At 36.9% G+C, this 15036-nt stretch carries 14 protein-coding genes; 8 read left to right on the forward strand and 6 right to left on the reverse strand.

The annotated features are described in order from the left end of the window. Positions 1–27 precede the first annotated feature (27 nt). Together AC4G3K_RS15215 and AC4G3K_RS15220 are read left to right on the forward strand one after the other, a co-directional pair. Entirely contained in the window at positions 28–708 is a 681-nt protein-coding gene (locus AC4G3K_RS15215; protein ID WP_491133837.1) for a CAP domain-containing protein, read from the forward strand. Between the two features lie 183 nt (positions 709–891). Continuing rightward, positions 892–2592: a glycoside hydrolase family 13 protein gene (locus tag AC4G3K_RS15220; RefSeq protein WP_491133838.1), complete on the forward strand. Its 1701-nt coding sequence runs from the start codon at positions 892–894 to the stop codon at positions 2590–2592. 228 nt (positions 2593–2820) lie between these two features. Here AC4G3K_RS15220 and AC4G3K_RS15225 read toward each other — a convergent pair whose 3' ends face one another. Then, the gene (locus tag AC4G3K_RS15225) at positions 2821–3246 is read right to left on the reverse strand and encodes a MaoC family dehydratase (RefSeq protein ID WP_491077874.1); all 426 of its coding nucleotides are present in this window, start codon (positions 3244–3246) and stop codon (positions 2821–2823) included. A gap of 601 nt (positions 3247–3847) precedes the next feature. On the opposite strand from AC4G3K_RS15225, the gene AC4G3K_RS15230 reads away from it, so the two are divergent. Next, the gene (locus AC4G3K_RS15230) at positions 3848–5395 is read left to right on the forward strand and encodes an ABC transporter substrate-binding protein (RefSeq protein ID WP_491133839.1); all 1548 of its coding nucleotides are present in this window, start codon (positions 3848–3850) and stop codon (positions 5393–5395) included. A 17-nt stretch (positions 5396–5412) separates the two neighbouring features. On the opposite strand, the gene AC4G3K_RS15235 is transcribed toward AC4G3K_RS15230, so the two are convergent. Then, positions 5413–6924 (reverse strand): DHA2 family efflux MFS transporter permease subunit, encoded by a 1512-nt coding sequence (locus tag AC4G3K_RS15235; RefSeq protein ID WP_491133840.1) that lies wholly within the window; start codon positions 6922–6924, stop codon positions 5413–5415. 186 nt (positions 6925–7110) lie between these two features. Here AC4G3K_RS15235 and AC4G3K_RS15240 point away from each other — a divergent pair, with 186 nt between their 5' ends. Further along, the gene (locus tag AC4G3K_RS15240; RefSeq protein WP_491133841.1) at positions 7111–8004 is read left to right on the forward strand and encodes a TetR/AcrR family transcriptional regulator; all 894 of its coding nucleotides are present in this window, start codon (positions 7111–7113) and stop codon (positions 8002–8004) included. 192 nt (positions 8005–8196) lie between these two features. Here AC4G3K_RS15240 and AC4G3K_RS15245 read toward each other — a convergent pair whose 3' ends face one another. Both AC4G3K_RS15245 and AC4G3K_RS15250 read right to left on the reverse strand, forming a co-directional pair. Beyond that, entirely contained in the window at positions 8197–8511 is a 315-nt protein-coding gene (locus AC4G3K_RS15245) for a DMT family transporter (RefSeq protein ID WP_491133842.1), read from the reverse strand. Further along, a complete protein-coding gene (locus tag AC4G3K_RS15250; protein ID WP_491077879.1) occupies positions 8511–8855 on the reverse strand; it encodes a DMT family transporter in 345 nt (114 codons plus the stop codon). Before AC4G3K_RS15250 ends, AC4G3K_RS15245 begins: the two co-directional genes overlap by 1 nt. Positions 8856–9007: 152 nt before the next feature. Here AC4G3K_RS15250 and AC4G3K_RS15255 point away from each other — a divergent pair, with 152 nt between their 5' ends. From AC4G3K_RS15255 to pabB, 4 genes are all read left to right on the forward strand, one after another. Next, a complete protein-coding gene (locus AC4G3K_RS15255) occupies positions 9008–9883 on the forward strand; it encodes a DUF1186 domain-containing protein (RefSeq protein ID WP_491133843.1) in 876 nt (291 codons plus the stop codon). Between the two features lie 274 nt (positions 9884–10157). Continuing rightward, a complete protein-coding gene (locus tag AC4G3K_RS15260; RefSeq protein ID WP_491133888.1) occupies positions 10158–11192 on the forward strand; it encodes a S66 family peptidase in 1035 nt (344 codons plus the stop codon). A gap of 96 nt (positions 11193–11288) precedes the next feature. Beyond that, entirely contained in the window at positions 11289–11858 is a 570-nt protein-coding gene (locus AC4G3K_RS15265; protein WP_491133844.1) for an anthranilate synthase component II, read from the forward strand. After that, a complete protein-coding gene (pabB, locus tag AC4G3K_RS15270) occupies positions 11858–13582 on the forward strand; it encodes an aminodeoxychorismate synthase component I (protein ID WP_491133845.1) in 1725 nt (574 codons plus the stop codon). The genes AC4G3K_RS15265 and pabB overlap by 1 nt, the downstream gene beginning before the upstream one ends. Before the next feature lie 414 nt (positions 13583–13996). On the opposite strand, the gene AC4G3K_RS15275 is transcribed toward pabB, so the two are convergent. Both AC4G3K_RS15275 and AC4G3K_RS15280 read right to left on the reverse strand, forming a co-directional pair. Then, on the reverse strand, positions 13997–14137 hold the full coding sequence (locus tag AC4G3K_RS15275; RefSeq protein ID WP_491077884.1) for a hypothetical protein: 141 nt from the start codon (positions 14135–14137) through the stop codon (positions 13997–13999). Between the two features lie 195 nt (positions 14138–14332). Beyond that, the gene (locus AC4G3K_RS15280; protein WP_491133846.1) at positions 14333–14890 is read right to left on the reverse strand and encodes an isochorismatase family protein; all 558 of its coding nucleotides are present in this window, start codon (positions 14888–14890) and stop codon (positions 14333–14335) included. Between the last annotated feature and the right edge of the window lie 146 nt (positions 14891–15036).

The raw sequence follows: 15036 nt of genomic DNA on the forward strand, positions 1-15036 counted from the left end.
AACATCATGACAGGAGGAGATTTATCGATGAAACGTAAGCTTATCGTTACAGTTGCTGCAGCAGCGGCACTATCTTTTACAGCTATGACAGGTGCGGAGGCTGCCTGTGTATCTTCTAAACCGAATACAACCACTTCATATAAAGTCATATATGGAGGATTGATTAAATTCCCGGGTGGGTTTATTCAATGCCCGAATAGTAATAACACAGAACAGAATTCTAATTCCGGCTCAACTGGTTCGGTAGAAGAAAATAACCAAAATACAAATACTCCAACAGTTGAAGAAAATAATTCTGATTCTACTCAAACTGAATCAAGCGATTATGAAGTAAGTGCGTATGAGCAGGAAGTTCTTGAGCTTACCAATGCGGAGCGGGCCAAGCAAGGCTTGGAACCATTAACTATGGATACAGAGTTAAGCCAAGTGGCACGTGTAAAATCTGAGGATATGCAAAAGAATAATTATTTCAGCCATACCAGTCCAACTTACGGATCTCCATTTGATATGATGGAGCAGTTCGGAATTTCATATAGAGCAGCAGCGGAAAATATTGCTATGGGACAACGTACACCAGAAGAAGTGGTAAATGCATGGATGAATAGTGATGGCCACAGAAAAAATATTTTAAGTTCAAGCTATACTCACATTGGCATTGGTTTTGTTGAGAATGGAAACTACTGGACACAAATGTTCATTGGTAAATAAGAGAATGCAATTATAATAGATTCCGAATAAGGCTGTCCCAAAAGGAAGTGAAAACTTACCTTTAGGGGCAGTTTTTTTATTATCTCAGAAATTATATTACTTTTTGTATAAAATGTAAAAGGAGGTGAATTGTGGGTAATATATAAGTATAATGCACATAAAATACATATTAGAGGTGGAGATATGGAGAAGCTATGGTGGAAGGAAAGTGTCGTTTACCAAGTTTATTGGAGGAGCTATTATGATAGTAATGGAGATGGATATGGAGATTTACGTGGTGTAACAAAGAAACTCGATTATATAAAAAAGTTAGGGGCGGATGTCATCTGGCTCAATCCTTTTTATCTTTCCCCTGATCAAGATAACGGATATGATATCTCTGATTATTATTCCATTATGCCTAAAGCGGGCAGTATGGAGGATTTTGAGGAATTAATTAGTGAAGCAAACAAAAGAGATCTGAAAATTATACTGGATTTAGTCGTAAACCATACATCAAATGAGCATGAGTGGTTTAAAGAGTCCAAATCCAGCAGAGATAGTCCAAAAAGAGATTGGTATATTTGGAGAGATGGCGTTCAGGAGAATCCGCCGAATAATTGGCGTTCCTATTTTTCCCCGTCTGCATGGGAAAATGATGAACAAACTAAACAGTACTACTTTCATTCATTTGCAGCTGAACAGCCGGATTTAAATTGGGAGAACGAAGAAGTACGCAATGAGATATATCGAATCATGCATTTTTGGCTGAAGAAAGGAATTAAGGGTTTCAGGCTTGATGCTATCGCTCTGCTTGCGAAGCCGGAGGGGTTTCCAGATGCGGAGGATCCTTATGATATTCGTTATCTGGCCAATCATCCGAAAGTACATGATTATTTACGGGAGATGAATGAACAGGTATTGCGTCATTATGATATGTTAACTGTCGGAGAGGTCGCTTTTGTGTCACCGGAGCAGGGTTTATTATATATAGATAAGGACCGTCATGAATTGAATACCTTGTTTCACTTCGAAGTATGTGATGAAATGCCGACTTGGGACTTGAAAAAATTTAAAGAGATTCAGGAAAGATGGTATGAAGAGTTAAAGGAGAAGGGCTGGAACTCACAATTTCTAAATAATCATGATCATACAAGAGTAGTTACCAGATATGGTGATGATAATGAGCACCGTGTTCAATCAGCTAAGCTATTTGCAGCTATGATTCATTCTTTGCCGGGGATTCCCTATATTTATCAAGGAGAAGAAATAGGTATGACAGGGATTCGTCTCTCTTCGATTGATGAATATAATGATATTGCGATGAAAAATCAGTACGCTGAATTAGTTTCAAAGGGAGCGGACCCACAAGAGGCACTTTGTAATTTACAGCCACTGAGCAGAGATAATAGCCGTACACCCATGCAATGGACCAGTGGGAAACAGGCGGGATTCACAACAGGCGAGCCGTGGATTGGGGTTAATCCGAACTATCAAACAATTAATGTGGATAACGAATTATTCAATTCAAATTCAATCTTTTATTTCTATCAAAAATTAATTGAGTTAAGAAAAAAGCATAAGGTCTTCGTATATGGTGACTATCAGGAAATTTTCAAAGGGCATCCTCATCTTTACGGATATATAAGAAGCTATGCGAATGAGACGATTTACTTTGTCTCGAATCATCAGCCGAAATCGATTGAGATTAATCTGGGAAATGAAATGGACTTGAGCAAATCATCTTTACTAATTACCAACTATAATGAAGCACCAACTTATAAATTGAATGCCTATGAAGCGCGTATTTATTTAGTCTCAAGAGGACAAGAAGGCTTCCGGAATACGTTAGGATTAGAAAAGAGTATAACGGAAAAACGGGACAAACAGAAAACGAAAAGTTGATATGGATTCCATAGTAAGCGATATAGGATTTAATCAAAGGCTTTTTTCATAAACACTGTTGCTAATAGTTAAAATAGGGAGACGGTGAAAAGCCGTCTCCTTGCTCCGCTAAAGTCCCTATTAATGTAAGTCATTTTTTCACAATGTATTAAAAACAACTCCTTAATCTAGCATAAGTTTGAGACTGGAGTTATTAAATAGAATATTTACTTTCTGCTCAATATCCCTTCATTGTTTTATTAATACGGACAAGTCACCCTCAAAAACTTTTTCTTCTTTATCATTGAAAGTAGTTAACAGTACTGTAAGAATTCCCGTTTCATTTTTCTTAGCTTCCTTATCAATAACCTCAACAATGGTATGTAATTCATCATTAGGATACACGGGCTTAATAAATTTTATATTATTCATCCGTGTTCCAGCAATGACATCATCACCATAGATGCCTTGTTCAATCCACAGCTTAAATGAAATGGCTAACGTATGTATACCAGAAGCGATGATTCCATTAAACCTTCCTTGATTTGCTTTTTCCTCATCCAAATGCATATATTGAGGGTCAAACTCAGTTGCAAATCTCATAATATCCTCTTTAGATAATTTGAATGATTTAGTTTCGAACACCTGTCCAACAGTAAACTCACCTAACTTCATTAATACACCTCTATTTATTAATTTATCTACTCGTTTATATTAGCATCATATATTAAGCAAGATAAAATAATAGTCTAAGTCTTCTTTCACTAACCCACCCCTTTAGTAGCTTAAAGAAGAGCCACCTATTTTACAGCTTGTATTATTTTGAAATTGTTAAGAATTGAATTCTCTCAGGAATCTTTTTATCTGTTAAAGGACCTAAATAGCATCTAAAGTATATTTATCTGCCCAATCAAAGATAATATAACTAGATTCCGAATAATTCGGAGGGTAGTTCTGAACGAGAGAATGCTGTTTCGAACGATTCGGAAGGGGACTCCGAGCAGAACTTTGAAGAAAAACTGGTACAATTATGGATTCACGTGATGAAGCAATAAAGGTTACCTAATAGAGCATCACTTTATCCTGATTGTCCATTCGATTCCACAAGAGTAAACAGCATGAGATTAAGACAAGAGAGAGAACAGTATGAATCTGATTCTCTTATTTTTGATGAATAGAATGAACAGGAATCGCCTGTACATACTAATACTATTTAGTACTTGGACTACTTGGTACTGGCTTTAGTAAAGCGTTAGTTCAGCGGGGGATAAAGTTGATGAAAATAATGAAAATAATCCTGATTCTTATTCTGGCAAGCGGATCGCTGAATGTTGGAGCGGGAGTCAGTAGAGCAACAACCACTAAGGATGAGTTAACATTAGCTTTGACACCAGAGGCAATCAAAGGCGTTGACCCTTTAGTATTTTCCTCAGCCAATGCTACTGCAATCATTCAAAGTACTTTATTATCTTTTGATAAGGATATGGAACTTACGTATGATCTAGCTGATGAGTATCAGATTAGTGATGATAAATTGACCTGGGAATTTAAAGTTAGAGATGATGCTTATTTTTCGAACGGTGAACAAGTTAAAGCAGATGATGTAGCTTTTACATTTAATACAGCTAAGCATAATGGATGGTTGGATTTATCTTTATTAAAAGAAGCCGTGGTGGTAGATGATTACACGGTCCATTTTCGATTGAAGAAACCTCTATCTACCTTTAGTTATATAACTGCTCAACTGGGAATCGTTCCTGAAAATCATTACGACGATTTTTACGCATTAGATCCAATTGGTTCGGGACCTTTTATCTTAAAGGAATGGAAGGAAGGTAAACAAGCAGTTTTCATTAGAAATGAACGGTATTATGGAAATAAACCTTTTTTTAAAAAGATTACGATTCTTTTTATGGATGAGGAAGAGGCCTATGCTGCGGCACAAAAGGGGTTGGTGGATGTAGCTCAAACATCCCCTGCTTATGCAAATGTCGGTGTGGATGGAATGGAGATCAATAGCTTTAAAGGCATTGATCAATATGGGATTGCCTTTGTTACCGCTCCATCAGGAGCAGAAATTGAAGGGAAGCAGGCAGGAAATGATGTAACGAGTGAATGGTCAATCAGACAGGCGATTAATTTAACGGTTAATCGTGAATACATTATAGATGAAGTTTTATATGGGTACGGGGAAGAAGCATACAATAATGCTGATCAGCTTCCATGGGGCTACAAAGATATAGAGCCGGAATATCATAATAGACAAAAGGCTGAGGAAATTTTAAAAATAGCAGGATGGGCAGATATGGATGAAGATGGTGTTCTTGAAAAACAAGGGCTCAAAGCGAAATTTAATCTACAGTTTTTGGAATCTGATAGTATGGCACAGGCAATGGCGAAAATCTTCAAGCAGCAATTGAAAGAGCTGGGTATTGAGGTGGAATTGGTTGGTCAAACATGGGAGGAAATCAGTTCAAATAAGTTTAAAGATCCGATTATAATGCGCGCAGGTAATCGTAATCCCTTTGATGTATATCGCAGGTACCATACGAATAGTATTGGAACCGGATTTTATAATACGAATTTATATTCATCTGAGGAAGTGGATCAACTGATGGAGGGGGCACTAGCCAACGGTGATTTTAAGCTGTGGCAAATGATTCAGAAGCAGATTGCAGAGGATGTGCCATGGATGTGGTTGGTCAATCCCGACCATTTATTCTTTGCAAAGAAAGAGCTAAAAATAGGCGAGCAGACGTTTCAATCAAATGAGCAACCTCTATTTGTTTTAAATAATATCGAGGAATGGAAATGGGAAGAATAATATAAAAAAACCTCTCCTTAATGGGAGAGGTTTTCAGTTTCTTGAGAATTGATCTGTTCATCAGCTCTCTTTGGTCGTTTAACAAAGAAGGCAAGGAAAAGAGCCAATGCAGCGATAAAGGTAGCTACATAGAAGGCATCGTTAATTCCATTAACAGTGGCTTGAGCACCTATTTCAGCCTTCATTTGAGCAATAGCTTCAGGACTTGGTTGGCCTGTCAGTTTGCTCATTGCTTTTTCAGCTAATTCTTCCGCATGTATTTTCGTACGGGATGTCATGACCGAAACAAGCAAGGCAGAACCAATGGCCCCGGACACTTGATTAAGTGTACTATTCATTGCTGTACCGTGTGGATTTAATCGGGCAGGCAATGAATTCATCCCGTTAGTCATAATCGGCATCATGACCATTGACATACCGAACATACGAATAGAATACATCACAATTAATGTTCCGTAAGTAGTATCCGTTGTTAATTGACTGAAGAAATAAGTTGTAGCGACTGTGATGGATAAACCGATTACGGCAAGAACACGACCGCCAAATTTATCAAATAATTTACCTGTAATAGGTGACATAATTCCCATAATGATTGCACCTGGGAGCATTAATAAACCAGAATCCAATGGGGAAATACCACGTATATTTTGCAGGTAAATTGGCATTAAAATCATGGCTGAAAACATCGCCATATTTAATACAATTGATATAGCTGAAGACAAAGAGAACATTGGATATTTATAGACGCGGAAATCAAGCATCGGCTTTTCCAAATTGAATTGGCGAACAATCAACAAAATCAAGCCGATAACACCGGCAATCAGTGTACCGAATACTTCAACATCTCCCCAGCCTTTACTGCCGGCTGAGCTGAATCCATATAACAATCCTCCAAATCCGATGCTTGAAAAAATAACGGATAAGACGTCTAATGTAGTGTTATTTCTTTCTTTCGTATCTTTTAATTTAAAGATTGAAAGCAGTAAAACAATAACGGCGAAAGGAATGATCATATAGAACAGAAATCTCCATTCATAATGTTCAATAATCCAGCCTGATAATGTAGGACCAATAGCAGGTGCAAAAATCATAACAAGTCCTAAGATCCCCATCGCACCACCGCGTTTTTCAATTGGGAAGCTCGTTAAAAGAACATTCATTAAGAGTGGCATCATAATAGCAGAACCTGCTGCCTGAATCATTCTTCCAACTAATAACAATGCGAAACTTGGTGCAAAACCAGAAAAAACTGTTCCGATTGTAAAGAGTATCATGGCGGTTATAAATAAGTTTCTAACCGAGTATTTTTGAATTAAGTAGGCTGTCGTAGGAATGATAATGCCATTTATCAGCATATAACCTGTTGCTAGCCACTGAATCGTTGTTGCCTCAACTTTAAAATCTGCCATCATGGACGGTAAAGCAACATTCAATAATGTTGAGTTCAATATAGATACAAATGCACCGGCTAAAAGAATAGCTATGATTCCATAATTAGGACGCACTTGTTGTCTTTCAATTGCTGTCATGTACTTCTCTCCCTTTTTTATACTATGTGTTTAATTTTTAGACTCTAAATCCATGTTGAATATATTACTCCCATTCCCCTCATTTGGCAATTAAAAAAATTCAGTATATATAAATTTGTATTTACCCAAGATTTGAGCTAATATACACTCAAATAACTGAAGTCATTAGGAATGGATTGAGTTGTCATGAACGTAAGAAAAAAGCAAGTCATTAATCATGCGAAAAAGCTATTCATTGAAAAAGGCTATAGAAATACATCTATTCAAGAAATTTTGGAAGATAGCGGTATTTCCAGAGGAACTTTTTATAATTACTTTCCGTCTAAAAGTGAACTATTCAAAGCTGTATACGATTCGTTCCTGGAGGAGTATCACCAACAGCGGGATGAATTGATTATTGGAAAAAATCTAAGTGATATAGACATTTTTATAGAACAACTTCATATACAAAGAAAATCACATTCCCATAATCAATTATTTGTTCTTATAGAGGATGTAATGGTTTCGAACGATGTCGAATTAAAAGAGTATTTGAAACAAACGCGATGGTTATATTTAAATTGGATTCATAATCGTCTGGTCGATATATTTGGGATGGAGAAGAAACCATATTTGTTAGATTGTGCGATTCTTCTTTCCTCCATGATCCAACATCACTTACATTTTTATAGTATAGCAAAGGGAAATAACGATACGGAAAGAGCCATTCGGTATTATTTTGATTGCATTAAGGCGATTGTTGATGATGTGAGTAAAAATGATGTTGTTTTACTCGAACCGGAAGTATTAAATCGGTTTATTCCAGATGGCCCTAAGGGAAATAGGGATTTTTGCTACGATTTAATCCAATCCGTTAACAAACTGAAAACTTACCTTGAAAAAGAGGTTTTTGAAGCTGAGTATCGCGCGGAAAAGTTGCAAATAATTGAATTTCTGCAAGATGAACTATTGCATAATAAAGCCCCGCGACATTATTTGGTTAAAAATATGATCGCTTCATTAAATGAGGATCCTGCCTTAATGAGCACTGCCTTTTATGGGAAGTTTCAAGAGATCATCATGGAATGGTTGGATAAGTAATCAAAAAAGCCGTGCTAAGCAAGTTGTTTACTAGAGTCTGGTATTTTTTAGATAAATATTTCGAATAAATTGAAAAAAATCCTTGTAAGCGTTTTGCATATATTTATTACTAATGGTAATAAAAAGATATATTTTAAACTAGTAAAGAGAGTCTGTCCTATTATATTTAGGCAGACTCTCTTTGTGTTCTCATTATGATATTAATTTTAAGCCAATCGCTGAAATTAAAATGAGCAATATGAAAAAAACACGCTTTAAACTTCTAGCTTCTCCAAATAAAAACATACCAATTAATGCACCGCCAGAAGCGCCAATTCCCGTCCACACTGCATAGGCTGTTCCCATGGGAAGTGTCTTCATTGCGAATGATAGGCAGAAAAAACTGCCGGAAAATCCGATAATTAAAAGAAGAAGAGATAAGAAATCTCTATTTTTATTCAGTCTATTAATCATACCTACACCGAAAATTTCTAAAAAACCAGCGACGATTAGAGCGAACCAAGCCATTAGAGGTTAGCCTCCTTCTTGGAACTGTCCTCATCGGTCACCATTTTCAATCCGATGACACCTATTAATAAGAGAAGAATTAACATCATTTTCTCTATCATTAATGGTTCTCCAAAAAAAATGATTTCTGCAACAACAGTACCGACCGTACCCAATCCAACAAATACAGCGTATACCGTACCAACTGGTAGATGGCGGCTTGCATCAATCATCATATAGAAGCTGATACAAATAGCTGCAAGTGTAATCAGCCACATCCCAATTGTATCTGCATTTTTAAGGCCGCTTACCCAAATGACTTCAAAGAAAGCTCCTATAAAAACCTTTATCCAATGTTTATTCATTATGACACTCCCTTGGTGAAAAACAATATAATAGATACTATATACTGTTATTTTGTTAATTTTAACAATTTTTCGGATCGTTTGCGAGTAGAGGAGCTGTCAGGGAGTTTGGTAAACTAGTTATATAAGAAGGGTACGGAGGTGCTGTTGATATGGATATGCCAATTGTTTCAACTAAGGAATTAATAAAAAAGATTCGTTATATAGGGGATACCTACCCAAAAGATGAGCTGGATCAGTTATTGAATCGTGAGGATGCTATTTCCGAACTAATGGGTATTTTAAAACTTGTTAGACAGGAACCAGAATTATTTTTAAATGAACCGGATCGATTTGACCATATTTATGCCTCTATTATATTAGGGCAGTTAGGTGCCAAGGAAGCATATTATCCATTTTTAGAAATATTAAAATTACCGAATGATCTTGCATTGGATTTATATGATGACTATATGGTTACAACGGCAGGTCGAATTCTTGCTGATACATATACGGGAGAAATAGTCATGGACGAGGATAGCCCCATAATACCAGAACTGGATGCCTTATTTGAATTAATTGATGATCTATCGCTGGATGAGAGTATTCGTGCTACTGGTATTCAGGCCATTACATCACTTGTATTGCAAAAACGTATATCAATAGAAATGATAGAGTATTACTACCATGATCTTCTGCAGGGTGGGCTGGAAGATGAATCGGGATATATATACACCATTTTAATTGATTCCTGTATGGTACTGAATTTTCGAAATCTATATGATGATATAGCAGAAATATTTGCTCAAAAGAAAGTAGATGCCTTTCATATGTCACTCGATGATGTGGAGGCACAATTTAGAGAATATGATCCAATGTATGCCAATGATTATCGACCCATCACAAACATTCATGAAGAACTTGCTTGGTGGGCTGGCCAACATCAACCTGATAATTCGAGCCAAACTGTGATCATAAAAGCAGGCAGAAATGATCCCTGTCCATGCGGAAGCGGAAAAAAGTATAAGAAATGCTGTGGAAAATCCTGAAAAGATAAAATAGTAGTCGGAGATTCATACAACATAATTGTATTCTAGAAAGCTGCCATTTTTGTGGGAGCTTTTTTTATCGATAAGGAAGCTATCAAAGAATCCAATAGAGTTTCTTTAACACAACCATCCCCAATACATCCTAATTTTAAGTTAATGAAGATTTATAAATTGCAAAATTCAAAGGCAAAGATTATATAATTATTATCAAATTTGGTATATATTGCATTATACTTTATCTAATACGAGGAGAATCGAGAAAGTGGTGAGTTGGATGGAGTTGCAAAAACCAAATCGGTTGAGTAGGGGAGACCGTATAGCTACAGTCAGTCTTTCATGGGGTGGTGCGGGAGACCCTGATATTCGTTGGCGTTATCAGGTGGGAAAGAAGCGGTTGGAGGAATTCGGCTTAGAAGTTATGGAGTTGGCGCATACATTAAAGGGTTCTGAATATGTGTATAAGCATCCGGAGGAGAGGGCACGCGATTTGATGAATGCATTTCAAGATCCGTTCATTAAGGGAATATTCTCGTGTATTGGTGGGGATGATAGTATTCGCATGCTGCCATACATCGATTATGAGGTCATCAAAAAGAACCCAAAGATTTTCCTCGGTTATTCTGATTCAACCGTCACTCATTTTATTTGTTATAAAGCTGGTGTGATGAGTTATTATGGCCCATCGGTTCTGGCTGAATTTGCAGAAAATGTGGAGGCTTTTGATTATACAAATCATTGGGTAAAAAAGGTTTTATTTTCGGGAGAACCGATTGGCGAAATTGGGCCGCCTTCTGAATGGACAAGTGAATATATCCCATGGGAACAGCAGAATTGGATACGGAAAAGAAAGACAGTTCCTCATATTGGTTATGAAGTTTTACAGGGTGAAGGAATACATAAGGGGCAATTGTTGGGTGGTTGCATGGAGGTACTTGAATTGCTTAAAGGGACTGTAGTGTGGCCTGCGCAAGCAGAATGGAAGGACAAACTTTTATTTTTTGAGACCTCAGAAGTGAAAGTCAGTCCAGAGCTGTTTATTGGTTGGCTGCGCAATTATGGAGCACAAGGAATTTTGCAAAATGCCAAAGGCTTGTTATTTTCCAAGCCATACGGTGATTGCTATTACGACGAATATAAGGAAGCTATCCTGATGGTGGTGCGAGATGAGTTAAAGTTACCCGATTTGCCAATTCTTTATAATATGAGTTTTGGACATACGGCTCCAATGAGTATAGTTCCTCTTGGAGCGATGGGTGAAATAGATTGCGAACGAAGTACATTTAGCATATTGGAAGCTGGTGTAAGGTAAGGTTTAAATTTATTAATAGGATAAAAATGGCACTAGTTGAATGGTGGAATCAAGTTATAATACGCTTAAAAGAAGTTGAAATGGAGACTTAAGTGTATGATTCTGGTCATTGATAATTATGATTCGTTTACGTTTAATTTAGTCCAATATATTAAACAACTTGGACATGATGTTCATGTTGTTAGAAATGACAAATGCACAATTGAGGAAGTAGAAAAAATCATGCCGGAAGCGATTCTGCTTTCCCCGGGTCCTGGTAATCCTAATGAAGCTGGAATCAGTATGAAAGTGTTAGAGGTATTCCATCAACAAATTCCGATACTGGGTGTTTGTTTAGGTCACCAGGTCATAGGCCAATATTTTGGAGGGAACATTATTAAAGCAGGTCAGCCAAAGCATGGGAAGATTTCTAAAATTCAACATGATGGACAGACGATATTTCGTGGATTGCCAACTTCTTATACAGTTGCCAGATACCATTCGTTGGTTGTGAATCGTGCCAACCTACCGGAAAGTCTAGAGGTAAGTGCTTTAAGTGAGGATGGAGAAATTATGGCAATGCGGCATAAGCAATATCCAATTGAGAGTGTTCAATTTCATCCAGAAGCGATTTTAACTGAGTATGGGTTGAAGCTCTTGGAAAACTTTTTTGGGGAGGCGGTTTAATGCTGGCCTTTCAGTTTGCTAATCCAGATGGTCAAGTCATCAAGAAAATATATCAAAAACCAGTGGATATTATTAAAACACATCAACTTGATGAAGTAGTTTCTTGTTTAGAAAAGATACAACATGCAGTAGATAAAGGATACTATGCAGCAGGATACCTTTCCTATGAAGCAGCACCAGCATTCGATTCTTCATTTAAAATCACTAACGGTTCCAAAATGCCCTTGCTCTGGTTTGGAATTTATAATGAGGCGAGTGAAAAGGAAATTGATGCGAATGGGGAATATGCCTTAACAAATTGGCAGCCTTCAGTAAGCAGGGAGGAATATGATCAGGCTATAAAGACTATACGGGAAAGAATCGAACAAGGTGATACCTATCAAGTGAATTATACTATTCGAATGAATTCGCAATTTACCGGGGATAGCAGGAGTTTTTTCAAAAAACTCGCAAAGGCGCAGTCCTCCAACTATTCTGCTTATCTGGATATTGGGGACTATGCGATTGTTTCTGCTTCACCAGAATTATTTTTTCAAATTAAGGATCGAAAAATAACCACCAAGCCGATGAAAGGCACGATTAAGCGTGGAAGGACGTTAGAAGAGGATCAGGTGCATGTTGAACGGCTGGCCTCCTCTGAGAAAAATCGCGCTGAAAATGTCATGATTGTAGATTTGTTAAGAAATGATCTTGGTAGAATTGCCAAGACTGGGACTGTTAAGGTGCCAAAACTATTTGAAATTGAAAAATATCCGACTGTTCATCAGATGACATCCACTGTGACTGCCGAATTGGAAGCTGATACAAAGCTTGTGGATATCTTTCGTGCTCTTTTTCCATGTGGATCCATTACGGGAGCCCCGAAAGTGAAAACAATGGAAGTAATTGCTGAGCTTGAGAACAGTCCCAGGGAGGTTTATTGTGGTGCCATTGGCTATGTAAATCCTGGTGGAGAAGCGGTTTTTAATGTACCAATTCGCACAGCGATTATTCATCATCCAACAGGTGTTGCTCAATATGGTGTTGGCGGTGGAATCACTTGGGATTCGACAGCTGAGGATGAATATGAAGAAGTCCTTACTAAAGCTAAAGTGTTGGAGACGAAACAGACTGTATTTGAGTTGCTAGAATCAATTCGGTTGATTGATGGCGTCTATTTTTTACTTGACGAGCATTTAAATCGCATGGAGCGTTCAGCTGAGTATTTTGGATATAAGTTTACGAAAGATAAAGTCAGGGACACTCTTTTGAAAGAATCCGAAAACTATCCAGAAGGTGAATATAAAGTTAGAGTGCTGGCGGATCGGTTATGCAATCTGACAATTGAGTTTCATAAAATGGAACGAATACCATTACCAGCAGAGGTCATATTGGCTAAAAAACCAATTTTAAAGGACGATATTTTTCTATATCATAAAACAACGAACCGAGCTGTTCATAAAGAGATGAAGGAGGTATATCCGGAGTATTTTGATGTTCTCCTTTGGAATGAAAATGGTGAAATCACCGAATTTACAAATGGTAATATTGTGGTGGAAATGGGTGGACAGCTATATACACCTAGTACGGATTGTGGATTATTAGAAGGTACTTTTCGAGAATATTTATTAAAAAGCGAAGAAATTACGGAAAAAGACATTACCATTCAAGAACTGGAAAAGTCCTCAAATATATGGTTTATCAATAGTGTCCGTGAATGGGTAAAAGTAAAGCTGAAAATGTAATATTTAAAGGTTGGGGGATATCTTAAAAGTCGTTTAGGTTTATGGATACCTTAATTTTGTTAAATATAATAGTCGAGGTATCATTGTGAAGTATTATAATCTATCAAGAACAAAACTCTTTTCCATATAGAAAAAGAGTTTTGTTCTTGCCATTTTATCTTTACTTACCTACTTGTTTTGCTCCTGCACAGTGTTTCTTCCAATAATCAAGATTCATTTCTCGGGTTCAAACTCCTTTTGATGAAGCACCAATAAATTTTGTTTTCTATAAAACTAAATCGCCGGGTTTAACTGATCTGCACTGGTACGCGGCATTTTTTTGCCGCGCTTTTTAAAATACATATTGTGTGAAGCCGGAGGTATCGAAACCCTTTGGTGTTGTTCTGCCCAATTTATATAGACTGCTTGTTAATTTTATTGAATAGGCGTTGTTTCTTGACTTTCCGATTGTGCTCCACCAATATGTACTGGACCAAAGAAGGCTGAGAAAAGTAGAAGTACGGCCATCACAATACCTATTAGAATAGAGGGTTTTTTTATCTTAGAAGCCAACATATACATCCCTGCTTTCGAAGATTTTTTTGATACAAGAATATCTTATTATCGAGGAGGCCAATTTATGATAATAATGTTGCTTCTGAAATGAGTTTCTTACCTACATATTTTTTTAAAACAAAATGAGTTTATAGTTTACAAAAATATCCCCATCTGTTTGAAAGATGAGGAAATTTCTGTCATACTTCTATAAATTTATCGATATGAATCATGATTCGGATGAAATAGGTCTTCAACCGCATCTCTCACAATTGAAAAATGTTCAACATTGTAATGCCCATGAAGAGTTTCATTATGGTGTTGGATGATTTGTTCCGGGGTTAAAACCGTATTGCCGGCTGTAGAATGACCATCCCCAACTAATGTAATATCGAATCCATTGATAGTGGCTGTTCTCACCGCACTATCAATGCAGTGTTGTGTCTCGCAGCCCATTATAACAATATGTTCTATTCCTTTAGAGTGTAAATGATTTAAAAGGCCAGTCCCATGAAAGGTATTTGTTGCCGTCTTATCGAAGAATTTTGCATCCACAGGTACCCGAATTTCTTCATGAATTTGAAATCCTTTACCTTTACCCCCAGCAACATCTAGATCCCTTACAAAAATAATCGGAATATTTAATTCCCTTGCTTTATCAATTACTAAATTAATATTCCTTATAAGTCTGTTTTTCATAAAAACAGCACTAACTTCTTGATTCCCATCTATTAATTCTTGTTGTGCATCAATAATTAACAAAGATTGATTCAACCGGATTTCCCCTTTCAAATGTGGAGAAACGCATTTTTATTTAGCAGTATTCCCCTCGTTATAGTTCACTTTACGGTATTTTTTATTCTTCATATAATCTACCTCCCAGGGAATAAATTTTCCTTAATAAATGTAATTTTCGGATA

It is taken from the genome of Bacillus sp. z26 (assembly GCF_058313635.1).